This window comes from Kineococcus sp. DHX-1 (genome assembly GCF_042473625.1).
In the GTDB taxonomy this organism is placed as follows: Bacteria; Actinomycetota; Actinomycetes; order Actinomycetales; family Kineococcaceae; genus Kineococcus.
This window is the reverse complement of the sequence record NZ_CP170445.1, coordinates 1,350,482-1,374,742: the sequence shown is the minus strand read 5'-3', so window position 1 is coordinate 1,374,742 and position 24,261 is coordinate 1,350,482. Positions and strand designations below refer to the sequence as shown.

At 73.9% G+C, this 24,261-nt stretch carries 23 protein-coding genes; 16 read left to right on the top strand and 7 right to left on the bottom strand.

Annotated elements, in window-relative coordinates; all coding sequences use genetic code 11:
- Positions 1-108 precede the first annotated feature (108 nt).
- The 5 genes from ACFEMC_RS06630 (at position 109) to ACFEMC_RS06610 (ending at position 4,676) form a co-directional block, all read left to right on the top strand.
- Complete coding sequence (locus ACFEMC_RS06630) at positions 109-915, top strand: DUF1206 domain-containing protein (protein ID WP_380174749.1); 807 nt, start codon at positions 109-111, stop codon at positions 913-915.
- Between the two features lie 163 nt (positions 916-1,078).
- Positions 1,079-1,966, top strand: coding sequence for a GTP-binding protein LepA (locus ACFEMC_RS06625; RefSeq protein ID WP_380174747.1), 888 nt, complete (start codon positions 1,079-1,081; stop codon positions 1,964-1,966).
- A 31-nt stretch (positions 1,967-1,997) separates the two neighbouring features.
- Positions 1,998-2,984, top strand: a complete 987-nt coding sequence (locus tag ACFEMC_RS06620; RefSeq protein WP_380174745.1) for an acetylxylan esterase — start codon at positions 1,998-2,000, stop codon at positions 2,982-2,984.
- The gene (locus tag ACFEMC_RS06615) at positions 2,981-3,658 is read left to right on the top strand and encodes a hypothetical protein (protein ID WP_380174743.1); all 678 of its coding nucleotides are present in this window, start codon (positions 2,981-2,983) and stop codon (positions 3,656-3,658) included. Before ACFEMC_RS06620 ends, ACFEMC_RS06615 begins: the two co-directional genes overlap by 4 nt.
- A 1-nt stretch (position 3,659) precedes the next feature.
- Complete coding sequence (locus ACFEMC_RS06610) at positions 3,660-4,676, top strand: LLM class flavin-dependent oxidoreductase (protein ID WP_380174741.1); 1,017 nt, start codon at positions 3,660-3,662, stop codon at positions 4,674-4,676.
- Here the strand turns inward: ACFEMC_RS06610 and ACFEMC_RS06605 are convergent.
- Together ACFEMC_RS06605 and ACFEMC_RS06600 are read right to left on the bottom strand one after the other, a co-directional pair.
- The gene (locus ACFEMC_RS06605; protein ID WP_380174739.1) at positions 4,666-5,772 is read right to left on the bottom strand and encodes an alcohol dehydrogenase catalytic domain-containing protein; all 1,107 of its coding nucleotides are present in this window, start codon (positions 5,770-5,772) and stop codon (positions 4,666-4,668) included. The two genes, ACFEMC_RS06610 and ACFEMC_RS06605, sit on opposite strands and share 11 nt — an antisense overlap.
- 13 nt (positions 5,773-5,785) lie before the next feature.
- Entirely contained in the window at positions 5,786-6,991 is a 1,206-nt protein-coding gene (locus tag ACFEMC_RS06600) for an MFS transporter (protein ID WP_380174737.1), read from the bottom strand.
- Between the two features lie 113 nt (positions 6,992-7,104).
- Here ACFEMC_RS06600 and ACFEMC_RS06595 point away from each other — a divergent pair, with 113 nt between their 5' ends.
- The 4 genes from ACFEMC_RS06595 to ACFEMC_RS06580 are packed head-to-tail and all read left to right on the top strand — an operon-like array spanning position 7,105 to position 11,652.
- On the top strand, positions 7,105-8,511 hold the full coding sequence (locus ACFEMC_RS06595) for an ABC transporter substrate-binding protein (RefSeq protein ID WP_380174735.1): 1,407 nt from the start codon (positions 7,105-7,107) through the stop codon (positions 8,509-8,511).
- Positions 8,511-9,470: a carbohydrate ABC transporter permease gene (locus tag ACFEMC_RS06590; RefSeq protein WP_380174733.1), complete on the top strand. Its 960-nt coding sequence runs from the start codon at positions 8,511-8,513 to the stop codon at positions 9,468-9,470. Before ACFEMC_RS06595 ends, ACFEMC_RS06590 begins: the two co-directional genes overlap by 1 nt.
- A gap of 11 nt (positions 9,471-9,481) precedes the next feature.
- Entirely contained in the window at positions 9,482-10,357 is an 876-nt protein-coding gene (locus tag ACFEMC_RS06585; protein WP_380174731.1) for a carbohydrate ABC transporter permease, read from the top strand.
- The gene (locus ACFEMC_RS06580) at positions 10,354-11,652 is read left to right on the top strand and encodes a glycoside hydrolase family 32 protein (protein ID WP_380174729.1); all 1,299 of its coding nucleotides are present in this window, start codon (positions 10,354-10,356) and stop codon (positions 11,650-11,652) included. The genes ACFEMC_RS06585 and ACFEMC_RS06580 overlap by 4 nt, the downstream gene beginning before the upstream one ends.
- Here ACFEMC_RS06580 and ACFEMC_RS06575 read toward each other — a convergent pair.
- Together ACFEMC_RS06575 and lepA are read right to left on the bottom strand one after the other, a co-directional pair.
- Positions 11,625-12,713: a LacI family DNA-binding transcriptional regulator gene (locus ACFEMC_RS06575; protein ID WP_380174728.1), complete on the bottom strand. Its 1,089-nt coding sequence runs from the start codon at positions 12,711-12,713 to the stop codon at positions 11,625-11,627. The genes ACFEMC_RS06580 and ACFEMC_RS06575 overlap by 28 nt on opposite strands.
- Before the next feature lie 36 nt (positions 12,714-12,749).
- Positions 12,750-14,618, bottom strand: a complete 1,869-nt coding sequence (lepA, locus tag ACFEMC_RS06570) for a translation elongation factor 4 (RefSeq protein ID WP_380174726.1) — start codon at positions 14,616-14,618, stop codon at positions 12,750-12,752.
- A gap of 138 nt (positions 14,619-14,756) precedes the next feature.
- Here lepA and ACFEMC_RS06565 point away from each other — a divergent pair, with 138 nt between their 5' ends.
- From ACFEMC_RS06565 to ACFEMC_RS06540, 6 genes are all read left to right on the top strand, one after another.
- Entirely contained in the window at positions 14,757-15,686 is a 930-nt protein-coding gene (locus tag ACFEMC_RS06565; RefSeq protein WP_380174724.1) for a DUF4349 domain-containing protein, read from the top strand.
- A 32-nt stretch (positions 15,687-15,718) separates the two neighbouring features.
- Positions 15,719-16,288 carry a MauE/DoxX family redox-associated membrane protein gene (locus ACFEMC_RS06560; RefSeq protein ID WP_380174721.1) on the top strand — a complete coding sequence of 190 codons (570 nt, stop codon included), beginning with the start codon at positions 15,719-15,721 and terminating at the stop codon, positions 16,286-16,288.
- On the top strand, positions 16,285-17,115 hold the full coding sequence (locus ACFEMC_RS06555) for a hypothetical protein (RefSeq protein WP_380174719.1): 831 nt from the start codon (positions 16,285-16,287) through the stop codon (positions 17,113-17,115). The genes ACFEMC_RS06560 and ACFEMC_RS06555 overlap by 4 nt, the downstream gene beginning before the upstream one ends.
- A 103-nt stretch (positions 17,116-17,218) precedes the next feature.
- Positions 17,219-17,836, top strand: a complete 618-nt coding sequence (locus ACFEMC_RS06550) for a hypothetical protein (RefSeq protein WP_380174717.1) — start codon at positions 17,219-17,221, stop codon at positions 17,834-17,836.
- Between the two features lie 16 nt (positions 17,837-17,852).
- Entirely contained in the window at positions 17,853-18,329 is a 477-nt protein-coding gene (locus ACFEMC_RS06545; RefSeq protein ID WP_380174715.1) for a hypothetical protein, read from the top strand.
- Positions 18,326-20,068 carry a twin-arginine translocation signal domain-containing protein gene (locus ACFEMC_RS06540; protein ID WP_380174713.1) on the top strand — a complete coding sequence of 581 codons (1,743 nt, stop codon included), beginning with the start codon at positions 18,326-18,328 and terminating at the stop codon, positions 20,066-20,068. Before ACFEMC_RS06545 ends, ACFEMC_RS06540 begins: the two co-directional genes overlap by 4 nt.
- A gap of 26 nt (positions 20,069-20,094) precedes the next feature.
- Here ACFEMC_RS06540 and ACFEMC_RS06535 read toward each other — a convergent pair whose 3' ends face one another.
- Positions 20,095-21,654, bottom strand: a complete 1,560-nt coding sequence (locus tag ACFEMC_RS06535; RefSeq protein WP_380174710.1) for a methyl-accepting chemotaxis protein — start codon at positions 21,652-21,654, stop codon at positions 20,095-20,097.
- A gap of 392 nt (positions 21,655-22,046) precedes the next feature.
- Between ACFEMC_RS06535 and ACFEMC_RS06530 the strand changes: the two genes are divergently transcribed.
- A complete protein-coding gene (locus tag ACFEMC_RS06530) occupies positions 22,047-22,466 on the top strand; it encodes a hypothetical protein (RefSeq protein WP_380174708.1) in 420 nt (139 codons plus the stop codon).
- A gap of 10 nt (positions 22,467-22,476) precedes the next feature.
- Here ACFEMC_RS06530 and ACFEMC_RS06525 read toward each other — a convergent pair whose 3' ends face one another.
- Positions 22,477-23,319 (bottom strand): transglutaminase domain-containing protein, encoded by an 843-nt coding sequence (locus tag ACFEMC_RS06525; RefSeq protein WP_380174706.1) that lies wholly within the window; start codon positions 23,317-23,319, stop codon positions 22,477-22,479.
- A complete protein-coding gene (locus ACFEMC_RS06520) occupies positions 23,319-24,260 on the bottom strand; it encodes an alpha-E domain-containing protein (RefSeq protein WP_380174704.1) in 942 nt (313 codons plus the stop codon). The genes ACFEMC_RS06525 and ACFEMC_RS06520 overlap by 1 nt, the downstream gene beginning before the upstream one ends.
- Position 24,261 lies beyond the last annotated feature (1 nt).

Here is a 24,261-nt window from a genome sequence, read left to right as displayed (position 1 = left end):
GCCCTCGGCAAGCGCGTTCCGGGGGCGGAAAGTGTGTTTTCCACGCGGGAGGGGGTGGGCGGGGTCGCTGCGGTTGCGGGGTGGGGGCGTCAGCGCTTCCCTGCTGCCATGTCCGGTTCAGCGCAGTCCCAGGTGAAGGAGCACGCGCGACGCGGTGAGGCGTTCGCGCAGCAGCACGAGCAGGGCCTGAAGACCCTCGGGCGGGCCGGGGTCGCGGCCGAGGGCCTCGTCTACCTGCTCATCGCGTGGCTCGCGGCGCAGGTGGCGTTCGGCGGGTCCTCGGGGTCGGCGGACTCCAGCGGTGCGCTGGGGCAGATCGCGTCCCAGCCCTTCGGCAAGGTCCTGCTCGTCGTGCTCGCGGTCGGGTTCGTCCTGCTGCTGCTGTGGCAGGCCGTGGTCGTCGTGACGGGCGAGAAGACGTCGCACCGGGTGAGCGCGGCGGTGAAGGCCGTCGCGGCCGCTGCGCTGGCCGTGTCCTGCCTGCGGTTCGCCACGGGCGGCGGGTCGTCGTCGGGCAACCAGCAGCAGACGCTCACGCAGCGCGTGCTGGAGGCGCCCGGCGGGCCGGTGCTGCTGGTCGTGGTGGGGCTGGCCGTCGTCGCCGTGGGGGTCGTGACCGCGGTCAAGGGGATCAAGCACGACTTCGAGGACAAGGTCGAGGGGTCACTGTCCCCGGGGCTGCGTCGACTCGGGGTGGCCGGCGCGGTCGCGCGCGGAGTCGCGTTCGCCGTCCTCGGCGTGCTGGTGGCGGTCTCCTCCACGGGCGACACGGGCAAGTCCCGCGGCCTCGACGCGGCGTTCCACGAGATCGCGGCCCGGCCCTTCGGCACGGTGCTGCTGCTCCTGGTGGCCCTCGGCGTGGCCGCGTACGGGCTCTTCCAGCTGCTCACCGCCCCGCGCCGCCGTCGGGCCTGACGCCGCCGGGCCGCTGTGGGAACGTGATCCGCGCCACACGGACTCCGGGAACCCATCCGATCACCGATCGGTTGCGAACTGAGGGTGCCCTCACACCGACGTGCACCTCGGTGCACACTGTCCCAGGGCTCTCGTCCGGTTCGACCTCGAAGCAGGAGTGCACGTGTCGCGAAAGATCATCACCCCCGGGGACATCCGCGACCACGTCCTCCGCCTGGGCGAGAAGTACCCGCCCATCCCGCTGGACTCCGTCGACCGCACGGTCAACGACCCGCGCGGCGTGCGGCAGCGCTTCGGCCACGTCATCGACTACCTGGCCCGCGTCGAGCTCGAGGTGGACCGCAACGTCCTGGAGCTGCTGACCCTCCTGCCGGACGTCTCCGAGACGGACCGCCTCTTCTACGCCGACGTCTGGCAGCCGCAGGAGATCCAGCACGGACTGATCCTGGACCGGCTCCAGCAGGACATCGACCTGTCCCCGGCGGACCCGAACACCGACCACGTCAGCCCCAAGATCCGCATCCTCGGCTCGCTGGCCCACTTCAAGCCGGTGCAGGAGGTCGCTCGCCTCCTGTACTACCTGACGGGCGCCGCGACGGAGAAGGCCGCGGTCGTGGCCTACAACCTGCTCGTCGACGGGCTCGACGACATGGGCGAGGACGCCGTCTCGCGCACCATCGTCCAGCCCATCCGCCGGCAGGAGCCGGGGCACTTCGCGTTCTACCGCCTGTCGGCCACGGAGATGATCCAGCAGAACGTCCTGACGCCGTGGCAGATGCGGTTGGCGAAGGTGCTGCGCCGGGCGTCCTTCAGTCCGGTGGGCGCGCACACCCCGCAGCACCGCGCGCAGTTCGGCGGCGTCCTGACGACGCTGGGCCTGGCCGACAAGGTCGAGGACTTCGGCGCGCAGATCGGCCTCGTCGAGCGCGAACTGCTGTGGGCTCGCGACCAGGGGATGCGGGTGCCGGACTACATCCTCGCCGCGCTGCGCGACACCATCGAGCAGTTCCGCGTGAACGGGCTGCCGGGCGGCGTCCCCGCCACCGCGTGAGCAGCGCGGGGCAGGGCAGTAGCGTCAGCACGTGCCGCTGACCGACCTGCCCCTGGAGCAGCTCCGCACCTACCGGGGCGAGCTCACCGAACCCGCCGACCTCGACGCCTTCTGGGCCGGGAGCCTGGCCCAGGCCCGCCGTCACGACCTCGCCGTCGAGCTGACGCCGTACGCCGGCCCCGCGCTGCCCGCCCTCCACGTCGACGACGTGCGCTTCGCCGGCTGGAACGGCGACCGCATCGCCGCGTGGCTGCTGCGCCCGGCGCACCTGCCCGGCCCGCTGCCCGTCGTCGTGGAGTTCATCGGCTACTCCGGCGGCCGCGGCCTGCCCGTCGACCGGACGACCTGGGCAGCAGCCGGTTTCGCGCACCTCGTCGTCGACACCCGCGGCCAGGGCCACGACACCCCCGACCCGGACCCGGACGTCGCGGGCGGGCAGTGGGTCCGCGGGTTCATGACCAAGGGCATCGAGGACCCGGCGACGTACTACTACCGCCGCGCCCTCGTCGACTGCGCCCGCGCCGTCGACGTCGCCCACGCGCTGCCCGGTCTCGGCGTCGAGGTCGACACCGCCCGGATCGTCGTCCGCGGCGGGAGCCAGGGCGGGGCGTTCTCCATCGCCGCCGCGGCGCTGTCCGGGGACCGCGTCGCCGCGGCGCTCGTCGACGTGCCGTTCCTGTGCCACGTGCGGCGGGGCACGCACGTCGCGGGCGACGGTCCCTACCTCGAGGTCGTGGACTACCTGCGCCGGCACTCCCCCGAGAACGTCGACCGGGCCTTCGCGACGCTGGCGCACGTCGACGGCGCGAACCTCGCCTCCCGCGCCCGGGTGCCCGCGCTGTTCAGCGTCGCCCTCATGGACCCGGTCTGCCCGCCCTCGACGGTGTTCGCCGCGTACAACCGGTGGGGCCACGAGGACCGCGACATCGACGTGTGGGAGTTCGCCGACCACGCGGGCGGCATCGGTTTCCAGGTCCAGCGGCAGCTGCGGTTCCTGGAACGGCGCGGCCTGCGGTGACCGCGACCCCGCCGGACGACGAACCGGACCCCTGGTCGCTCTCGCTCGTCGCCCGCGTCGAACGCGACGCCCCCGGCCGGCGCCGTCCCACGCACACCGACGTCCTGGTGGCCGCGGCCCGCGCCGTCGTGCTGCTCCTGGACGACCCGCGCGTCACCGACCCCGACGGGGAACTGCACACCGCGGTGCAGGCGTGGCGCGACCGCCGCATCCGCAAGATCTGCCGCCGCGCGCGCGGGGCGGCGTGGGACCGCACGGCCGCGCTGGCGCACAGCGAGGCGGGTGCGGGCGACGCCGTCGTCCGAGTGTTCGCGCCGCACCCGCGCGAGGAGGTCCCAGACCTCTTGCGGCCCCTGCAGGTCGGCGGGCTCGACCTCGACGACCCCGAGGACCTCGAGGTTCCCGGCCCCGACGGGGTCCTGACGGTCCGCCTGACGCCCGGCGTCACGATGACGACGGGCAAGGCCGCGGCGCAGGTGGGTCACGCCGCGCAGCTGGCGTACGAACGGCTGCCGCACACCGAGGCGTGGCGGCGCGGGGGTTTCGGCGTGCGCGTCGTGACCGGTCCCGTCGTCCTGCCGCCCGCGGAACGGGTCGACGTGCGCGACGGGGGTTTCACCGAGGTCGCTCCGGGGACGGTCACCGCGAGCGCGGGTTTCGAAGGGACGGTCTGACGTGCCGCAGCAGGGAGCGCCGTTGCGGCGCATGGGTTTCCTCACCATCGGGTCGTTCGACCCGGCCGATCCCCGGCCGGGTCACGAGACGACCCTGCGCGTCGTGGAGCTCGGGGAACGCCTGGGCTTCGACAGCGCCTGGTTGCGCCACCGGCACCTGCAGCCGGGGATCTCCTCCCCCGTCGCGGTCCTGGCCGCCCTGACGCAGCGGACCACCCGCATCCACCTCGGGACCGCCGTCACCCCGCTCGGGTGGGAGAACCCGTTGCGACTGGCCGAGGACCTCGGGACCGTCGACGTGCTGGCGGGCGGGAGGTTGCAGCCGGGCGTCAGCGTCGGGCCGCCCATGCAGTACGAGCACGTCAGGGGTTCCCTCTACCCCGACACGGGCGACGTCGAGGACTTCGGCTACGAGCGGGTCCTGCGGCTGCACCGGTTCCTGCGCGGGGACAAGGCCAGCGACTTCGCCGGGACGCAGGGCATCGAGGTGTTCTCCGACCGCGTCGAACCGCACTCCCCCGGGCTGGCCGACCGGCTCTGGTACGGCGGGGCGAGCCTGCGCTCGGCGCAGTGGACCGGACAGCAGGGGCTGCACCTGCTGGCCTCCAGCGTCGTGCGCGCCGAGGGCGGGTCCACCGACTTCGCGACGGTCCAGGCCTCGCACCTGCGCGCGTTCCGGGAGCTGAACCCCACCGGGCGCACGTCGCAGGGACTCGTCGTCATCCCGACCGACTCCGCGACGGCGGCGCAGCGCGAACGGTACCGCGCCTACGTCGAGCACCGGTCCGCGCGCGTGGGGATCCCGCAGGGCCCCGGGCAGCTGCTGTTCGCCCAGGACCTCCTCGGGACGAGCGAGGAACTGGCCGAACGGTTGTGGGCGGACGCGGGGTTCCAGCTCGTCGACGAGGTCGTGTTCGCGCTGCCGTTCGGGTTCGAGCACGACGACTACGTGCAGATCCTCACCGACATGGCGACGCACCTGGGACCGCGGCTGGGATGGACCCCCTTCACGGGGTGAGCACCAACCGCAGGACGGTCGCGTCGGCCAGCCGGTCCAGCCCCTCGCCCACCTCGTCCAGCGCCAGGTACCCGGAGACGAGGCGTTCCAGCGGCAGTCGTCCCGCCCGCCACATCGCGACGTACTCCGGCACGTCGCGGGCGGGCACGGCCGAGCCCAGGTAGCTGCCGACGACGGTCCGCGCCTCGGCGGTGAGGACCAGCGGGTCGAGCGCGACGTGGGAACCGGGTGCGGGCAGCCCCACGGTGACGGTGGTCCCGCCCACGGCCGTCGCCGCGAACGCCGTCTCGAACGCCCGCGCCGACCCCGCGGCCTCGACGACCTTCTCGACCCGGCGGCCGGAGGCGGCCAGTTCCTGCGGGGTGGCGACCTCGTCGGCGCCGAGCTCCCGCGCGGTCCGCAGCTTGTCCGCCGACGTGTCGACCGCCAGGGTCCGCACGCCGTCCAGCCCCGCGGCCACGAGCAGCGCCGCCATCCCGACCCCGCCCAGCCCCACGACCGCGAGGGTCTCCCCGGGTGCGGGCCGGGCTGCGTTCCGGACCGCGCCCCCGCCGGTGAGCACGGCGCAGCCGAGCAGCGCGGCGAGGTCGGCCGGGACGTCCGCCGGCACCGGGACGACCGATCGCCGGTCGACGACGGCGTGGGTCGCGAACGCGGACACCCCGAGGTGGTGGTGGACCGGAACGCCTGCGCGCGAGAGCCTCCGTGCTCCCGACGGGAGCACGCCCTCCGCGTTCGTCGCGCTGCCGGTCGTGCACGGGACGCGACCCCCTGTCGCGCACGCGGCGCAGCGTTCGCACCGCGGCAGGAACGTCGTGACGACGCGGTCCCCCGGGGCGACGTCGTCGACGCCCGGCCCGACCGCCTCGACCGTTCCCGCGCTCTCGTGGCCCAGCAGCATCGGCAGCGGCCGCGGGCGGTTGCCGTCGACCACGGACAGGTCGGAGTGGCACAGGCCGGCCGCCTCGACGCGCAGCAGCAGTTCCCCGGGCCCGGGGTCCCCGAGTTGCAGCTCCGTCACGACGAGCGGGCGGCTCGTCGCGTAGGGGCGCGCCGCGCCGGACCGTTCGAGCACCGCACCCCGGATCGTCCGCACGAGCGGCAGCGTGTCAGACGGCGGGCCGCGGCGCCCGCGCGCAGACGGCGGCGAGCGCCGCCACCCCGGCGAGCACGAGGAAACCCCCGCCGAGGGACGTCGCCGCGGCCACGGCCCCCAGGACGACGGGGCTGACGGTGGACCCGAGACCCTTGGCGACGGATTCGGCGGCCGTGACGCTGCCGCGCAGGTCGGGGTGCCACCCGACGAGGACGGCCGGGCTCAGCGGCATGAGCGTGCCCAGGACGGCGCCGAGGACCACGAGCAGCGCGAGCAGGAGCGCCACCGCGCCGCCCCCGCGGACGCCCACGACCAGGGCCAACAGGGCGCAGGCGACCGGCAGCACGGGGTAGGCGCGGCGGAACAGGTCCTCGGCGCTGCGGCGGCCGAGGGCGAGCTGGTTCGCGCCGGCGCCGAGGAACACCCCGGCCGGGATCATCACCGACAGCGCGATGCGTTGCGCCAGCGGCGGACCGAGGTCCTGGGCGAGCAGGCTGACGGCGTAGTGCGCGGCCTGGATGGCCCACCCGACGCCACCGGCGGCGAGCAGCAGGGCCGCCGTCCGCGGGGTCCGGAGGGCCAGCGACGCCTCCCGCACGACCGCGCCCACCCCGGTCCGGGGACCGGTGGCGGGGCCGCGGGCGGTCGGCATCCGCCGCACGGCGAGCGGGGTCAGCGCCAGGACGAGGAGCCCGTAGGCGACCACCGTCCACGACCACACCTCCGGGGCTCCGAGGCCGGCCGCGGCCGCGCCGAGACCCAGGCCCGCGACGGCACCGAGGCTCGTGAAGGTCTGCAGCACCGAGAAACCGCGGTCCCGTCCACCGGGGTCGTCGCGGTGGGCGTCGGCGACGACGACGGCCGCGCACAGGACGAGGGCGCTGTTCGCCACGCCCGACAGCACGCGCGCCAGGAGCAGGCCGGCGTACCCCGGTGCCAGCAGCAGCGACGCCGACAGGAGGACGTTCAGGGCGACCGCCACGGGCAGCACGCGGCGTGGGGAGACGACGTCGACGACCGGGCCGAGGACGGCCGTGGCCAGCGCGGCGGCCGCGGCGTAGACGCCGACCGTCAGCCCGACCTGACCGACGGTCAGGCCCAGCCGCTCCCCGAGCACCACCGAGACGGGAGTGAACCCCAGCTGGGACACCGGGGACAGGGCGACGAGGAGCCCCGGCAGGACCCCCACGCGGCGACGGGTGCGGAGGTTCCGGGGCACGGTCCCGAGCCTAGGTCCGCCGCCGAGACCGGGCGAGGTGGTGGTTGACACGTGTGAGGCGAGGGGTTCATCCTTCCTCACACGTGTTAGGCCATCTCGCGAAGGAGCTCTCGATGGCAGACCTCACCCGCCGGTCCGTGCTCGGCGTCACCGGACTGGCCGCCCTCGGCACCGGGTTGTCCTGGGACCGGCTCACCGGCCGCGACGTCCCCGGGCGGGACGGGAACGCCCTCACCGTGGCGATCCTCGGCACGGCCGCTGACGCCGCGTCCCGGCAGGCCCTCCTCGACGCCTTCCGCGAGGCTCACCCCGACATCCCCGTCCGGCTCCAGGCGGTCCAGGGCCAGGACTGGACCCAGTTCTTCACCAAGATCCTCACGATGGTCGCCGCCGGCACCCCGCCGGACGTCTGCCTCATCGCCACCGAGGGCGCGCAGCTCTTCGCCGACCGGCTCGCGCACCCGCTCGACGAGTTCGTCTCGCGCGACGCGGCCGACCTGCAGGACTACTTCGACGACGTGCACCCCTCGCTCGTGGAGTCCTTCATGTACCAGGGGTCGCTGTTCATGCTCCCCGCCGACTTCAACGCCGCGAACGTCTACTACAACGCCGGTGCCCTGCAGCGGGCCGGTCTCGAGCGCCCCGCGGACGACTGGACCGTCGACGACTTCGTCACCGTCGCCCGCGCCATGCGGCAGGGCGCCGGCGGTTCCTCCTTCCGCCCGTACTTCTGGACCAACCGCCTGTGGGGCGGGGTCGTGCCCTGGCTCTACGTGCACGGGACGAGCTTCCTGCGCGAGTCCCGCGCGGGGGGCGGGGAGTGGTTCTGGCAGAAGTTCTACGCCGGCGACCCGACCGCGTCCTCGCGTTCGGGCGGCTACCAGTGGCTGGAAGCCGGCGCCGACGACCCCGCCGTCCTGGAGACGTTCGAGTTCCTGCGCGAGCTCACCGCCGAGGGGCTCGGCTCCTCCCCCGCCCAGGGCGGCGGCAACGAGCTCGTCGCCCGCTTCGCCGAGGGCGTCATCGGCATGACCCCGGCCGGCGGGTTCTGGGCCCAGGGCCTGGCCGACGGCGGGATGGGGCCCGACGACTTCGACGTCACGTTCTTCCCCCGCGCCCGGACCCAGCGCCACCAGTTCGGGTCCGCCGGGTACGCCGTGATGCGCACGTCGCAGCGCAAGGACGAGGCCTGGGAGTGGATCAAGTTCTGCTCCTCCCGACGCGGCATGGAACTGTCCTTCCCCGAACCCACGACGACCCCCGCCCGGCGCTCCCTGGTGAACGAGGCGTTCTACGCCGGCACCGGGCAGAAGCACTGGTCGGTGTTCTACGACACCCTCGACCGCTTCCCCGACACCGGCCCCATCCCGGCACCGCCGCAGCAGGCGGCCGTCGAGACTGCGCTGGTCAAGAACGTCCTCGCCGCGGTGACCGCACCGGCCGGCGGCGGGGTGCGCGACGCCCTCGGCACGATGCAGCGCGACCTCGAGCGCGCCCTGCGGAACGGATCGGTGAACTGATGGCCACCACGGTCCCCACCCCCACGACCGACGTCCGGGTCGGCCCAGCGCAAGCTGCCGGTCGCCGCCCGGAGACGCCGCGGCAGCGGCGCGTGCGGCGGCTCCTGGTCACCCTGTTCCTGGCGCCGACCGTCGTCGGGATCGCGCTGTTCACGCTCGTCCCGATCGTGGCCTCGGTGCTGCTGGCGTTCTTCCGCTGGGACGTCGTCACCCCGCCGACGTTCGCCGGTCTGGACAACTTCGCCGACATCGGCGCGGACCCGACCGTCCGAGTGGCGTTCCTCAACACGTTCGTCTTCGTGGCCGTGGCGGTCACCCTGCAGCTCGGGGTGGCGATGGGGCTGGCCGTCCTGGTGCAGTCGACGATGCCCGGCTGGTTGCGGTCGGTGTTCCGCTCCACGCTGTTCTTCCCGCTCATCCTGTCCGCGGCGTCGGTCTCCCTGGTCATGGCGTACCTGTTCAACGAGGACTTCGGTCTGGTGAACTCGGTCCTGACCGGCGTCGGCCTGCCGGACGTCCCGTGGCTGACGTCCCCGGCCGGGGCCGCCGTCGTCGTCGTGCTGGTCTACGTCTGGCAGAACTTCGGGTTCTCGTTCCTCCTCTTCGTCGGCGGCCTCGCCGCGATCCCCCGCGACGTCTACGAGGCCAGCTCCCTCGACGGCATCGAGGGCTGGGCCCGGTTCCGCTGGATCACGCTGCCGCTGCTCAGCCCGACCGTCCTCGTCGCCTCGGTCATGGCGGTCATCAACGCCCTGCAGATCTTCGACCAGCCCTACGTCCTGACGCGCGGCGGTCCCGGCGACTCGACCCGCACGGCCGTCATGGTGATCTTCGAGTCCGCGTTCCAGCAGTTGCAGTTCGGCCGGGCCGCCGCCATCGGCGTCGTGCTCACCCTGCTCATCATGGCGGTCACCGCCGTCCAGTTCCGGCTCAGCCGCCGCTACGTCTTCCACCAGTGAGGGGTCCTGAGATGGCCACGCTCTCCCCGGCCGGCGCGTCCGGCCTGCAGGTTCGCCCCGCCGCCCCTCGCCCCGTGCGGCGGCGCGGGCTCCCCCGACCGGGCACGGTCGGGAAGTTCGCCGTCCTGACCGTCGCGGTGTTCCTCACCCTCGGCCCCGTCGTGTGGACGGTCTGGACGTCCTTCCGGCCGCAGGTGGCCGGCGCCGGGGTCCAGCCCGGGTTCTCCGCCTACGTCGACGTGTTCGCGAAGGCCGACGTGCTGCTGCTCGTCTGGAACAGCGTCCTCGTCACCTCGCTGTGCGCTCTCGGGCAGATGGTGACCGCGGCGATGGCCGGCTACGTCTTCGCCCGCGTGCAGTTCCGCGGGTCCGGCGCGCTCTTCGCCGTCGTCCTCGCGACGATGATGGTGCCGCTGCAGGTGACGATCGTCCCGGTGTTCATGCTCATCCGCGGGATGGGGTTGTCCGACACCCTCCTCGCCCTGGTGCTGCCGGCGATCCCCACCGCGTTCGGCACGTTCCTCATGCGCCAGTACTTCCTCGGCCTGCCCGACGACCTCGCCGAGGCGGCCGCCATCGACGGCGCCGGTCCGCTGCGGACGTTCTCGTCCGTGTACGCACCCCTGGCCCTGCCGGGCATGGCCATCGTGGGGATCCTGGCCTTCAACTACCACTGGAACGAGTTCTTCCGGCCGTTGATCCTGACCGTCTCCGAACGCAACTTCACGATGCCGCTGGGCCTGGTGTCGCTGCAGGGCAACCTCGGGACAGGCAGCGTGTCGACGGTCCTGGCGGGGGTGGTGCTGTCGATGGTGCCCGCCCTCGTCGTGTTCGTGCTCGGGCAGCGACCGCTGCGCGAGGGTCTGACGGCAGGAGTGGGCAAGTGAGCACCGACGTGACCACCGCACTGGACCAGCGCCTGGTGGGCCCCGCGGACCCCGCGTTCCCCGTGCTGCACGGCCGGCCCGACCTCGGCTGGGTGAACGACCCGAACGGCCTGGCCCACGTCGACGGCGTCTGGCACGTGTTCTTCCAGCACAACCCCGCCGCCCCCGTCCACGGCGACATCCACTGGGGCCACGCGAGTTCGGCCGACCTCCTCACCTGGCGCGCCGAACCCCTGGCGCTGCGCCCCACCCCCGGCGGCGCGGACGCCGTCGGGTGCTGGACCGGCTGCGTCGTCCTGGACGGACCGGACCGGGTGCCGACCGCCGTCTACACCGGGGTCGGCGCCGACGGCCCCGAGCACGCGGTCACGCTCGTCGCGACGTCGGGCGAGGGGTTGCGGACGTGGACCCAGGAACCGATGGCCGTCGCGGCGCCCGTCCCGCAGGAGGGCGTGCGCGAGGTGCGGGACCCGTTCCTGTTCACGCACGCCGGGCACCGCTGGGCCGTCCAGGGGGCCGGCCACCCGCAGGGCCACGGCCGGTTGCTGCTGTGGCGCTGCGACGACCTGCGCGCCTGGGAACCGGCCGGGGAACTCCTCACCTCCGACGACCCCGTCGCCGCGCGGTGGGCTCCTGCGAACACCTGGGAGTGCCCGAACCTCGTCCCCTTCGGCGACCGCTGGCTGCTCGTGGTGTCCCTGTGGCACTGGCGGGAGGGGTCGCACGCCCTGGACGGCGTCAGCTGGCTGCTGGGTGACCTCGAGAGCGCCGGGGACGGGCTCCGCTTCGTCCCCGCCGACGGCGGTGAGCTCGACGGGGGCAGCACGTTCTACGCGCCGCAACTGCTCGCCACCGACGACGGCCGGGTCCTGGTGTGGGGGTGGTCGCGCGAGGACGAGCGCGATCCCGCCGACGTCGCGGCCGCCGGGTGGTCCGGGGTGCTGACGTTCCCCCGCGACCTGCGGCCCACCGCCGACGGTCTCGCCGTCGAACCGGCGCTCGAACTCCGTGGCCTGCGCCGGGAGGAGCTCACCGGCCCGTCCCGCACGGAACGCAGCTTCGAGGTCGAGGCGGACGGCCCGGTGGAACTCCTGCTGACCGGGCCGGACGGGGAACCGCGTCCGGTCGTCACCGCCGGCCACGTCGGACCCGTGCGGGTCCTCGTCGACGGCAGCCTCGTCGAGGTGTTCGAGGCCGGCCGCGCGACGACCCTGCGGGCCTACCCGACCCCCGGTGCCGTCTGGTACGTCCGCGGGGACGCCCGCTGCTACCGGTTGGGCGAACCCGCGCGCTGACGCGACGTCCGACGACGGGGCGGCGCGACCGAGTCGCGCACGACGACCGGGCACGGCACCAGGACGGTGCCGTGCCCGGTCGTCCGTGGTTCCCCCGTGCCGGAGACGTCGACGGCCAGGTCGGCGAGGACCCGGGCGACCGCAGCCTCCCCGATCTGCCGGTGCGGCAACGCGATCGTCGTGAGCGCGGGAACCATGGGCGCGGCCAGCGCGGCGTCGTCGTCGTACCCGACGACGGACAGGTCCGCCGGGACGTCGAGGCCGAGGCGGTTCGCCGCCAGCACCGCACCGACCGCGACGCGGTCGTTCGCGCACACCAACCCCGTCGGCCGGTCGGGCCCGGTCAGCACGGCCGTCGCCGCCGCGACGCCGTCGGAGATCTCCCAGCCCGTCTCCACCGTCCGCAGCGCGTGCCCGGCGGCCGTGAGCTCGGCGCGCACCCCGTCCTCGCGCAGGGTGCTCGCCACGGCGTCGCGGGCACCGGCCAGCAGGACGACGTCGCGGTGGCCCGCGTCGAGCAGCAACCGCGCCGCGGCCCGGCCGCCGGCGACCTCGTCGGCGACGAACGCGGGCACCGAGGGCGCCGCCGGGTCGTAGCAGTTCGCCAGCGCGAACGGGACGCCGGTGGCGGCCGCGGGCACCGAGTACTCGCGCAGGCTCATCGCCGCGAACAGCAGGCCGTCGACGCGGCGGCCGCGCAACGTCCGGTAGGCGTCGGCCTCGCGCTGCTCCTCGTCGTGGGTGTCGACGAGGACGAGCAGGTGCCCGGACCGTTCCGCGGCCTCGGACGCCCCGCGCAGCAGGTCCCCGCCGTAGGCGGTCGAGGCGATGGCGTCGGTGACCATCCCGAGCGTGCGGGTCCGGCTGCTGCGCAACGAGACCGCGGACGGGTTGGGTTCGTACTCCAGCTGCGCGGCCGCGGCGCGGATCGCGGCCTGCTTGTCCGGGGCGATGTTCCCGTCACCCCGGCCGTTGAGGACGAGGGAGACGGCGCTGCGGGACACCCCGGCCAGGTCGGCCACGTCCTGGGACGTGGCCTTGCGGGAAGGCGGCCGGGTCACCGCGTCAGGTTACCGGCCCGCCTCCCCCGCCCCGCCTCACTTCTTGGCGTTCTTGTCCTTGGCCTTGTCGCCCGCGGCGTCGGAGGAGAGCGCGGCGATGAAGGCCTCCTGGGGCACCTCGACCCGCCCGACCATCTTCATGCGCTTCTTCCCCTCCTTCTGCTTCTCCAGCAGCTTGCGCTTGCGGGTGATGTCACCGCCGTAGCACTTGGCCAGGACGTCCTTGCGGATGGCGCGGACGTTCTCGCGGGCGATGACGCGGGCACCGATCGCGGCCTGGATCGGGACCTCGAACTGCTGGCGCGGGATGAGGTCCTTGAGCTTGCCGGCCATCATCACACCGTAGCCGTACGCCTTCTCGCGGTGGACGATCTGGCTGAACGCGTCGACCTGCTCGCCCTGCAGCAGCACGTCCACCTTCACCAGGTCGGCGACCTGCTCGCCGTCCACGTCGTAGTCCAGGGAGGCGTACCCGCGGGTGCGCGACTTCAGCTGGTCGAAGAAGTCGAAGACGATCTCGGCCAGGGGCAGCCGGTAGCGCATCTCGACGCGGTCCTCGGAGAGGTAGTCCATGCCCTGCAGGTCGCCGCGGCGCTGCTGGCACAGTTCCATGACGGCACCGATGAACTCCGACGGGGCGAGGATCGTCGCCCGCACGACGGGTTCGCGGACCTCGGCGATCTTGCCCTCGGGGAACTCCGAGGGGTTCGTCACCTCCACGACGCGCTTGTCCTCCAGCGTCACCTCGTACGGCACGCTGGGCGCGGTCGAGATGAGGTCGAGGTTGAATTCGCGTTCCAGGCGTTCGCGCACGATCTCCAGGTGCAGCAGGCCGAGGAACCCGATGCGGAACCCGAACCCCAGCGCCACCGACGTCTCGGGTTCGTAGCTGAGGGCGGCGTCGTTCAGCTTGAGCTTGTCGAGCGCATCGCGCAGCAACGGGTAGTCCGACCCGTCGATCGGGTAGAGCCCGGAGAACACCATGGGCTTGGGGTCGCGGTACCCGCCGAGCGGGGTCGCGGACGGCTTGTGCGCGTTGGTGACGGTGTCACCGACCTTGGACTGGCGGACGTCCTTCACCCCGGTGATGAGGTAGCCCACCTCGCCCACGCCGAGCCCCTGCGACGGGGTCGGCTCGGGCGAGCTGACGCCGATCTCCAGGAGTTCGTGGGTGGCCTTCGTCGACATCATCGCGATGCGCTCGCGCGGGGAGAGCTTGCCGTCGATCACCCGCACGTAGGTCACGACGCCGCGGTACGTGTCGTAGACGGAGTCGAAGATCATCGCGCGCGCCGGGGCGTCGGCGTCGCCGACGGGGGCCGGGATCTCCTGCACGATGTGGTCCAGGAGCAGGTCCACACCCACACCGGTCTTGCCCGAGACGCGCAGGCAGTCCTCGGGTTCGCAACCGATGAGCTTGGCCAGTTCCTCGGCGAACTTCTCCGGCTGGGCCGCGGGCAGGTCGATCTTGTTGAGGACCGGGATGATCGTGAGGTCGTTCTCCATGGCGAGGTAGAGGTTCGCCAGGGTCTGCGCCTCGATGCCCTGCGCCGCGTCCACGAGGAGGACCGCACCCTCGCAGGCGGCGAGCGAGCGGGACACCTCGTAGGTGAAGTCGACGTGCCCCGGGGTGTCGATCATGTTCAGCGCGTACGACGTGCCGTCGACGTCCCACGGCATGCGCACGGCCTGCGACTTGATGGTGATGCCGCGCTCGCGCTCGATGTCCATCCGGTCGAGGTACTGCGCGCGCATGGCCCGCTCGTCGACGACGCCGGTCAGCTGCAGCATGCGGTCGGCCAGCGTCGACTTGCCGTGGTCGATGTGGGCGATGATGCAGAAGTTGCGCAGCAGCAGCGGCGCGGTCGCGGCGGGTGCCGGTGCGTCGGCGGCTCTCGGGGACACGGGCTGGGGGCACCTCTCGGTCGGGCGGGCGGACAGCCTCCATGGTCGCACGGCCGGAACCACCCCACCGGAACCCCGCGAGCGCTCCCGGCGTCCGAGGTCTGCGGTCACGGCGACCGCACCCGACGGAGGTGTCCGATGCGCTCCCCCACCCCCTCTCCCTCCCGCGCACGGACCCGGCGGTGGGCGGCCCCCGCCCTGGCGCTCACCCTGCTGCTGGGCGCGGCCGCGTGCAGCGGAGGCGGCGCGGACTCGTCGGGGTCCTCGGGGTCCTCGGGGTCCTCCGGGCAGCCCGCCGCCGGGGGTGGAGCCGTCGCCGCGGCGCAGTCCGACGCCCAGGCCGAGGGGGCCACCGGCACCGACGGCGCCGCGCAGGGCCGCGCGGTCGTCTCCACCGCGACCCTGGCCGTCCGCGTCCGCGACCTCCCGGCCGCCGTCGAGGCCGCCACGACCCGCACGGTCGGGGCCGGCGGGATCGTCGCGGCCAGCCGGTCCGGCGGTCCCGAGGGGTCCGAGACGACCCACCTCACGCTCCGCGTCCCGTCGCCCGCCTACCCCGACGTCCTCGACGACCTGGCCGCGCTCGGCCAGGAGACCGACCGGACCACCACGAGCGCCGACGTCACCGCCGAGGTCGCCGACGTCGGCAGCCGCGTCACCTCCGCCCAGGCCGTGCTCGAGACATTCCGTTCCCGCCTGCCGCAGGCGACGACGGTGCCGGACATCCTCGCGATCGAGGGCGAGATCGCCCGCCGCGAGGCCGACCTGGAGGCGTTGCAGGCCCGGCAGCGGGTCCTCGCCGACCAGACCGCGCTGGCGACCGTGGACGTCGACCTCACGCGCGGCGCGCCCCTGACCGCCGTCGCCGCCCCCGCGGAGCCGGGCTTCCTCGGTGGACTGTCAGCCGGCTGGCACGCGCTGGGCGCCGCGGTCCGGGTGGCCGCCCTCGTCGTCGGTGCGGTCCTGCCCTTCGCCGTCCCGCTGGCCCTCGTCGCCGTCCCGCTGTGGTGGCTGGCCCGGCGGCGTCGCGCCCGCACCCCGCAGGACCCGGTCCGCGCGACCCCTTGACCTGGAGGCCCGCGTTCACAGAACGTGTCCAGGTGACAGCAGCGTTGGTGTCGTGCCTGGTGGGGAGCGTGCTCCTGCTCGTGGCGGGCGTCGGGAAGGTGCGCCGGCCCGCCGGCACCGTCCGCGCGCTGCGCACCCAGGGACTGCCCGCCCCGGCCCTCGCCGTGCGCGCGCTCGGGGCCGCCGAGGTCACCGTCGCCGTGCTCGCCCTGGCCGGCTGGACGCCGGCCCTGGTCGCCACCGCCGCCGCCTACGCGGGGTTCACCGGGTTCGTGCTCCTGGCCCTCCTGCGGCGGCGCCCCCTCAGCTCCTGCGGCTGCTTCGGCGAACCCGACCTGCCCCCGACCACCGCCCACGCGGTCCTGACGGCGGCGCTCGCGCTGGCCGCGGGGGTGGCGGCCACGGCACCGGCAGGGCTGCCCGCGGTCTGGGTGGCCGGTCCCGCGGCGACGGCCGCGACCGTCGTCGTCACCACGCTCCTGGTGGCGCTGTGCCTGCTGCTGCTGACCGGTCTGCCGCGCCTGGTCGCCGCCCGCTCCCTCGTCCGCCCGAGCTCCAGCACCGCCACCACGACCACCGCCCGCCACCGGAGGACCGCGTGAGCACCACCGTGACGACCGTCCTGCTCGCCGGCCTGACCCTGGCCGTCGTGCTGCTGTCCGTGCTCGTGGCGGGGCTGCTGCGCTCCCACGCCGAGATCCTGCGGTCGCTGCACACGCTCGGCGCAGGCCGGGAGGACACCGCGCCCGGGGCAGGCGGCGGCGTCGCCCGGGGGGACCGGTCGGAACTGCCGTTCGCGGTGGGCCGCGGGGTGGTCGCGGGGGCCGGGCCGGACGGCGGGACCGTCGGCCAGCCCGCCACGACCGTCGCCGGCACGACTCCCGCCGGTGACGCCGTCCAGGTGGCCGTCGGTGCCGGTGGCACCAACACGCTCATCGCGTTCCTGTCCAGCGGATGCCTGACGTGCCAGCGCATCTGGGCCCGCCTGGCCGACCCGGCCCCGCTCTCGCTGCCGCCGGCGACGCGCCTCGTCGTCGTCACCCGCGACGCCGACGCCGAGTCGCCGAGCACCGTCGCGACCCTGGCCGCGGGCCCCGAGGCCCGCGGGGTCGACGTCGTCATGTCGACCACAGCGTGGGAGGCGTACGAGGTCCCGGGCTCGCCCTACTTCGCCTACGTCGACGCCGCCGCCGGCCGGGTGCGCGGCGAGGGCAGCGCCACGGACTGGGAGCAGGTCGAACGCCTCGTCGCCGAGGCCGTCGGGGACCGCGCGCTGCAGGTGGACCTGCGCGACCACGACCACGCCCACGGGGGCGCCCACCGGGAGGCCCGGGCGGACGCCGAACTGCTCGCCGCCGGGATCACGCCCGACCACCCGAGCCTGCGGCTCACGGCCGCCGACCAGGTCCCCGGCACACCCGGACGCTGACCTCGTGGACCCCCTCACCCTGCCCGCTGCCGCGCTGCTGCTGGGCGTGCCGACGGCCGTCGTCGCCGCCCTGCGCAGCCTCTGGTCGCCTTGAGGTGAGTCGATGCTCTCGAGCATCACCCCGCTCGGGGAGCGGGGACGCGCCAGCCGGTGGTCGGTCACGGTCACCGCGCACGTTCTCGGGTCCGCGGCCGGCGGAGCCGTGCTGGGACTCCTGCTCGGGACCCTCGGCCTGCTGCTCAGCGTGGTCCTGCGTCCGGTGGCCGGTCCCGCCGTCCTGCTGGGGGCCGCGGTCGTCGTGGCGATGGCCGCGGGAACCGTCGCCGCGGAAGCGGGGCGCTGGCGGCGGTTCCCCAGCTGGCACCGGCAGGTCGACGAGGACTGGCTGCACCGCTACCGCGGCTGGGTCTACGGCATCGGGTACGGGGCGCAACTGGGGGTCGGCGTCGTGACGATCGTGACGTCCCCGGTCCTGTTCCTGGCGATGGCGTTCATGGTCGCGACGGGCGGTCCGCTGCCCGGGGCGTTGCTGGGCGCGGTGTTCGGGACCGTCCGGGCGCTGCCGCTGCTGGCCGCCCGGTCCGTCACGACCCCCGCACGACTGGCCGGGATGCACCGGCGACTGGAACGGCTCGCCCCGCTGGGGCGGCGCACGAGCGGGGCGTGGGCAGCGCTGGTGGCGGCGGCCTCGGTCGCCCTGACGGTGGGAGCGGTGTCGTGAGGGTGGGGGTGTTCTCGTGAGGGTGGACGCGCACGGCATCTCGGTCGACGCGCCGGCCGGGTGGGAGGTGCGGATCACGCGGCGCGCGGCGCAGGACCACGAGCCGGGGTCGCACCGACGGCCGGTCCTGCACGCGGCGACGGTGCCGCTGCCGGCGGTGCGCGGCGACTTCGGCGGCGGCGTCACGGGTCTGCTGACGAGCGCGGACGTGTTCGTGAGCCTGTTCGAGCAGGACCCCGGGGCGTCGCGGACGGCGCTGTTCGCCGACTCCGGCTTCCCCGTCCCCACCCTGGCGGACTTCTCGCCCAACCGCCTGCAGCGCAGCATCCCCGGCCAGTCGGGGGGCCAGTGGTTCTTCCACGTCGGGGACCGGGCGTTCAGCCTGTACGTCGTGCTCGGCTCGCACGCCCGCCGCGCGGAGCTGTTCGGGAAGGTGGCGCCGCTCGTGCGCAGCGTCCGGTTGTCGTCCGAAACGTCAGGAGACCTCTCGTGACCGTCGCCGAACGCACCCTCGACAGGGTCACGGGGTTCTTGACCCGGTTCCTCGACGCCCGCACCGACCGCCGGGGTTTCCTCGCCCGCACGGCCGTCGTCGGGTCGGCCCTCGCCGTCGGCCCGTGGGGTTTCCTCACGCGCCCGCAGAGCGCCTACGCCGCCGTCTGCGGGATCGACGCCACCTGCTCCTCGGGGTACACCGTGTTCTGCGCCACCATCGGCAACGGCGTCAACCGCTGCCCACCCGGCAGCCTCGTCGGCGGCTGGTGGAAGTCCGACGGGTCGGGGTTCTGCTGCGGCGGCGCGCGGTACTACATCGACTGCCACAGCTACTGCTCCTGCGGCTGCGGCGGCCGCATCAAGTTCTGCGGCGAGGGCTGCCGGAACTGCTCGTGCGGTTGCGGCCCGGCCGGCCAGTGCGACCAGCGCAAGGTGTGCTGCAACGAGTTCCGCTACGGGCAGTGCAACCAGGACACGAGCTGCACCGGCCCGGTGTGGTGCCGCGTCGTCACCTGCACCCCACCGTGGCGCATCCCGGCCTGGAACTGCACGACGACCTCGGCCACCGACCAGCGGACCAACCAGCACACGGCGCCGACGTTGAAGGACTGCACGCCGATCGGGCAGGAGTACACCGCGATCGGCGGCCCGGGCAGCGTCCTGGGCGAGCAGCGCACCCCCGAGCTCGGGACGCCCGCGCCCGGCGGCACCTACCAGTTGTTCGACTTCGGGTCGATCTACCACTCCCCCGGCACCGGTGCCCACGAGGTCCACGGCGAGGTCCTGGCGACGTTCGCCGCCCTCGGCTGGGAGGCCGGCCCGCTGGGGTACCCCCTCACCGACGAACTCCGCACCCCCGACGGCCGCGGCCGGTTCAACCACTTCGAGAAGGGCTCCGTCTACTGGACCGCGCAGACCGGGGCGTCCGCCGTGATCGGCGCGATCCGCGAGACGTGGAAGGCGCTGGGCTGGGAGACCGGTCCCCTGGGGTACCCCCTCACCGACGAGCTCCGCACCCCCGACGGCCGCGGCCGGTTCAACCACTTCGAGGAGGGCTCGGTCTACTGGACCCCGCAGACGGGGGCGCACGCCGTCGTCGGCGCGATCCGGGAGGAGTGGAAGGCGACCGGCTGGGAGACCGGGCCGCTGGGCTACCCCCTCACCGACGAACTGCGCACCCCGGACACCCGCGGCCGGTTCAACCACTTCGAACGCGGCTCCGTCTACTGGACCCCGCAGACGGGTGCGCACGTCGTCGTCGGCGCCGTCCGGGACGCGTGGGCGGCGACGGGGTGGGAACGCGGCCCGCTGGGCTACCCCGTGACGAGCCAGGCCCGCACCCCGGACGGCCGCGCCGAGTACGTCCACTTCCAGGGCGGGTCCGTCTACGCCTCGGCCGCCACGGGGGCGCACGCCGTGCGCGGGTCGCTGCGCGACCGGTGGCGCGACAGCGGTTGGGAGACGGGTCCTCTCGGACTGCCGACCACCGACGAGACCGCGGTGGCCGCCGGGTCGGTGCAGGACTTCGAACGCGGCGCGGTGTACGCCTCGGCCGCCACCGGCGCCCACCGCGTCCCGACCCCCGTCCGGGACGCCCTGCGCGCCGCGGGGGGCCCGGAGCGCTGGGGTTTCCCCGTCGAGGAACCCGGTCCGGAGCAGGGCGGGCAGGTCCGGCAGCGGTTCGCCCGCGGCACGGCCGTCCTCACCGTGGCGACGGGGGCGGTCGCCTTCGGCTGAGCCGACCGGGGCCGTTGCCCGTCGGTTCAGACGGTGAAACGGGACACCAGAGTGTGCAGTCGGGCGGCCGCCTGGGAGACGTCCGCCGCCGTGGTGGCGGTGTGCGTGGCACTCGACGTCGTCTGCGCCGCAGCGGCTGCGATGCTGGAGATGTTCGCGGAGATCTCCTGGCTGCCGGTGGAGACCTCGGTGACGTTGCGCACCATCTCGCTCGTCGTCGCGGACTGCTCTTCGACCGCTGCGGCGATCGTGGCCTGCAAGCCGTCCACGCGGGAGATGACCTCGCCGATCTGTGCGATGACGTCCGTCGCCGCCGCGACGTCGGCCTGCGTGGCGCTGACCTTCGTCACGATCTCCTCGGTGGCGCGCGCCGTCTGCTGCGCGAGTTCCTTCACCTCACCGGCCACGACCGCGAAACCCTTGCCCATCTCGCCGGCGCGTGCGGCCTCGATGGTCGCGTTGAGGGCCAGCAGGTTCGTCTGCTCGGCGATGGACGTGATGAGCTTGACGACGTCACCGATCTCCCGGCTGGAGGTGCCCAGTCGCTCGATGGTGGCACCGGCGTCACCGGCGGCGGCGACAGCCGTGGCCGCGGTGCTCGAGGCCTCCGCGGTGGACGTGGCGATCTCGGTGATCGCCGCGGTCATCTGCTCACCGGCGGCCGCCACGGTCCCGATGCTCGCGCTGATCTGCTCGGTGGCGGCGGAGACCACCTGCGACTGCGACGCCGACTCCTCGGCCCCGGACGACAACCGGGTCGCCACGGTCGTCAGCTCCTCGCTGGACGCGGCCAGGGTGGTGGCGTTGTCGGTGACCTCGCGCATCACGACGGACAGGGACTCGAGAGAGGCGTCCGTCGCCTTCGCCAGACGACCCACCTCGTCGCGACTGTCGTAGTCCACCCGCTGGTCCAGGCGACCAGCGGCGAGGCCCTCCACGACCGTGACGACGCGGTCCAGGGGACGGGCGATCGAGCGGGCGATGACGACCGAGACGGCGGCGGCGAGCAGCACGGCCAGAGCGGTGCACCCGGCCAGGACGCCCACCGCCTGGTGGTAAGCGGTCCGCCCCTCGGCTGCGACCGACTTCGCGGACGCCGCCTCCGCGTCGTTCATGGCGTCCAGGGCGGCGTTCACGTCCTTGCCGACCTGGGTGGTCGTCGCTGCCCGCTGGGCGACGAAGGCCGTCAGGTCCGACTCCTGCGCCAGCGGCAGCAGCGCCTGGCTCGCCGTGCGCCACTGGGCCAGCGCCTGGGTGTACTTCTGCTGGTCAGCCGGGCTGCTGGTCGGCTGGGACCCCAGGTAGGTCTGCCAGGCCGCGTCCAACGCGCTCTGGTCCTGCGTCAACTGGTCGGTGAGCTTCTGGGTCGAGGCCGGGTCGACGGCGACCGCGATGTCGCTGAGGTCCTTGCGCACCTGCAGGTACGCGGTCTGGACCTTGTCGATGCCGTCCACGGAGGCGATCCCCGAGGAGGACAGGTAGTCCATCCTGGTCTGCGCCTCGCTGAGACGCAGCACGCCCAGCACGCTGATGACGACCAGCAGCGCCGTCACCACCCCGAAACCGGCGAACAACTTCGTCGACACCCGCAGATCCCGCACCCGGACCGACACCCGAACCATCCCGTCCCGCGGCGCACCGTGCGCCGCCCCGTCCCCCGTCCATCGACGTCTGAACACTCGAGGTGAGCCGTCACACGTGCTGAGCTGCAACGGTTCCGGGTCTCGCTCCCGGAACGGGTCCGGGTCGGGTTCGCCACACTGGCCGTGTGTCCCTACCCGCGAACGTGACCAGCGCCCTCGCGGGCCTCGTGCCGCACGATGCGCTGTCCCACACCTTCCGACCGCGGAGCAGGGCGCCGGGGAGCCTGTCGTGGCGGCACGCTCCCGTCGATGCTCAGGAGGCCGCGGACCTGCTCGGCGGTCCTCTGCCGGTGTTGCCGGCACTGGGAGGCCCCGGCGTCGTCGAACATCTCTCGGTGCACCGCGGTGCGCCCGGTGAACCGCTGCGGGACCAGCTCGCAGCGGGGCACGTCGGGCTGCAGCTGCGGACCTGCTGGCTGCCGGAGGGGTTGTCGTGGGAGCGGGCGCACCGCTGGCCGGCGGTGCTGCACGGCGCGTCCGTCCTCGACCTGTGGGCTCAGGACCCGCGCCGACGTCCGCACCCGCCCTGGACGGACCGCCTCGCGCGCCGGTCCGACGCGGGCGGTGGCGACCACACCGTCGTGCGGGTGCAGGACGCCGCCGTGGGGGTGCAGGTCGACCTCTCGGGCGTCGTGCACCTGACGTGGCTCATCCCACGGGCGACCGGGGACCTGCCCGCAGCGCTCCTGACGCGCCGCGGCCCCCGGGCCGCCGTCGAACTGCTCGCCGACGCCGGACTGCTCACCCGCGGTTGAGGTCCCGCGCTCAGGCCACCCGCGTCACGAGCACCTGCGCGGCGACGGTCGACTTCGGCCCGGAGTAGACCCCCTGCAGCGGGGACACGTCGGAGTAGTCACGGGCGCGCGCCACGACGACGTGCCGGTCCCCGACGGGGATGTCGTTCGTGGGGTCCCAGGCCGTCCAGGCGCCGTCGTAGAACTCGATCCAGGCGTGGCTCTCCCCCGCCACCTCGACGCCGATCTCGGGTTCGCGGCGCGGGTGCAGGTAGCCGGAGACGTAGCGACCGGGGATCCCGACCGTGCGGAACCCCGCCAGGACGAGGTGGGCGATGTCCTGGCAGACGCCGCTGCGCTGCACCCACGACTCCTCGGCCGTGGCGTGCACGCCCGTCGCGCCGGTCACGTACTTCACCTCGTCGTGGACCCAGCTGCAGATGCGGTGGGCCGCCTCGCGGGGGTCGGCGCCGGCGACGAGGTCGCGCACGGTGTCGGCGAAACCGTCCCCCGGCGCCGTCGTCCGCCGGGTGGGCGTCACGTACTCGGCGAGGGCGTCGCGCACGTCCTCGGTGGCGAGGTCCTCCCACGTCGCCGACCGTCGCGGGTCGTGCCCGGTGCGGCGGTCGGTCTCCACCAGCGACGTCGCGGTCGTGACGAGGCGGTCGTGGCGGGCGTGCAGGTCGAACGCGGTGACGTGCGTCCCCCAGTAGTCCCAGTAGCGCGAGACGGACGCGGGCGGGCTCACCTCGACCCGGGTGTCCAGCGCCGTCTGGTCCGGCAGCGTCAACGGCGTCATGCGCGCCTCGTTGAAGCTGGCGATCACCTCGCCCTGGTAGGTGTGCGTCGTCGTGTGCACGATGCGCAGTCGCATCAGGACCTCCCCGCCGTCCAGGAAACCGCCCCCGCCATGGGGAAGAACCGCATCGCCACGGCCTCGGAGGCCGCCGAGCACGCCTCAGTCACCAGTTTCATCTGGTGGTGCAGGTCCCCCAGCAGGTCCTCGGGGCTCTGGAACTCCAGGCGCGTGCGGGCCATCCCGACGATGCGGCGGGCGTCCTCGGTGTACCCGACGCGCCGCAGCGCCGGGTCGATCGCGTCCAGGCAGGCCTCGGCGGTCTCGAGGGCGTTGACGACCGAGCGTGGGAACAACCGGTCCAGCAGCAGGAACTCGGCCGCGTGCAGTTCGCCCGCGGCCCCCGTGCTCGACCCGTGGTAGGCCCGCAGGAACGCCTCGTAGGCACCGGTGGAGCGCAGCAGCAACGGCCACTGGCTGCCCGACCCCGCGACGGCGCGGGTGTCGACGAGGCGGGCCGTCATGTCGGCCCGTTCCAGGGAACGACCCAGGACGAAGAACTGCCAGGAGTCGTCCCGGCTCATCGTGGCGTCGACCAGGCCGGAGACGACGGCGGTCCGCTCGCGGACCCAGGAGAAGAACCGGTGCGGGCTCGCGGCCCGCCACCGCCCGGACGCCAGCGCGTTCCACGTCGTGTTGAGCGACTCCCACATGTCGCTGGAGACGGTCTCGCGGGCCCGGCGGGCGTTCTCCCGCGCCGCACCGAGCGCCCCGGTGATGGCGCTCGGGCTCACCGGGTCGTAGGCGAGGGTCTCCAGCAGTTCCCGGCGGCCGACGCGGCGGTCGGGGTCCGCGGGGGAACCCATGACCGACAGCAACGACGTCGAGACGGCGCTCTCGTCGATCCAGGGGTCGGCCAGCGTGCGTTCGACGTGGACGTCGAGGATGCGGGCCGTGGAGTCGGCCCGCTCGACGTAGCGGCCGATCCAGAACAACGACTCGGCGATGCGGCTGAGCACG

Excerpts from the sequence above, each read along its gene's own strand:
- ACFEMC_RS06630 (WP_380174749.1), top strand. The coding sequence starts at position 109 with ATGTCCGGTTCAGCGCAGTCCCAGGTGAAGGAGCACGCGCGACGCGGT.
- ACFEMC_RS06595 (WP_380174735.1), top strand. The coding sequence starts at position 7,105 with ATGGCAGACCTCACCCGCCGGTCCGTGCTCGGCGTCACCGGACTGGCC.
- ACFEMC_RS06590 (WP_380174733.1), top strand. The coding sequence starts at position 8,511 with ATGGCCACCACGGTCCCCACCCCCACGACCGACGTCCGGGTCGGCCCA.
- ACFEMC_RS06585 (WP_380174731.1), top strand. The coding sequence starts at position 9,482 with ATGGCCACGCTCTCCCCGGCCGGCGCGTCCGGCCTGCAGGTTCGCCCC.
- ACFEMC_RS06565 (WP_380174724.1), top strand. The coding sequence starts at position 14,757 with ATGCGCTCCCCCACCCCCTCTCCCTCCCGCGCACGGACCCGGCGGTGG.
- ACFEMC_RS06550 (WP_380174717.1), top strand. The coding sequence starts at position 17,219 with ATGCTCTCGAGCATCACCCCGCTCGGGGAGCGGGGACGCGCCAGCCGG.
- ACFEMC_RS06525 (WP_380174706.1), bottom strand. The coding sequence starts at position 23,319 with ATGCGACTGCGCATCGTGCACACGACGACGCACACCTACCAGGGCGAG.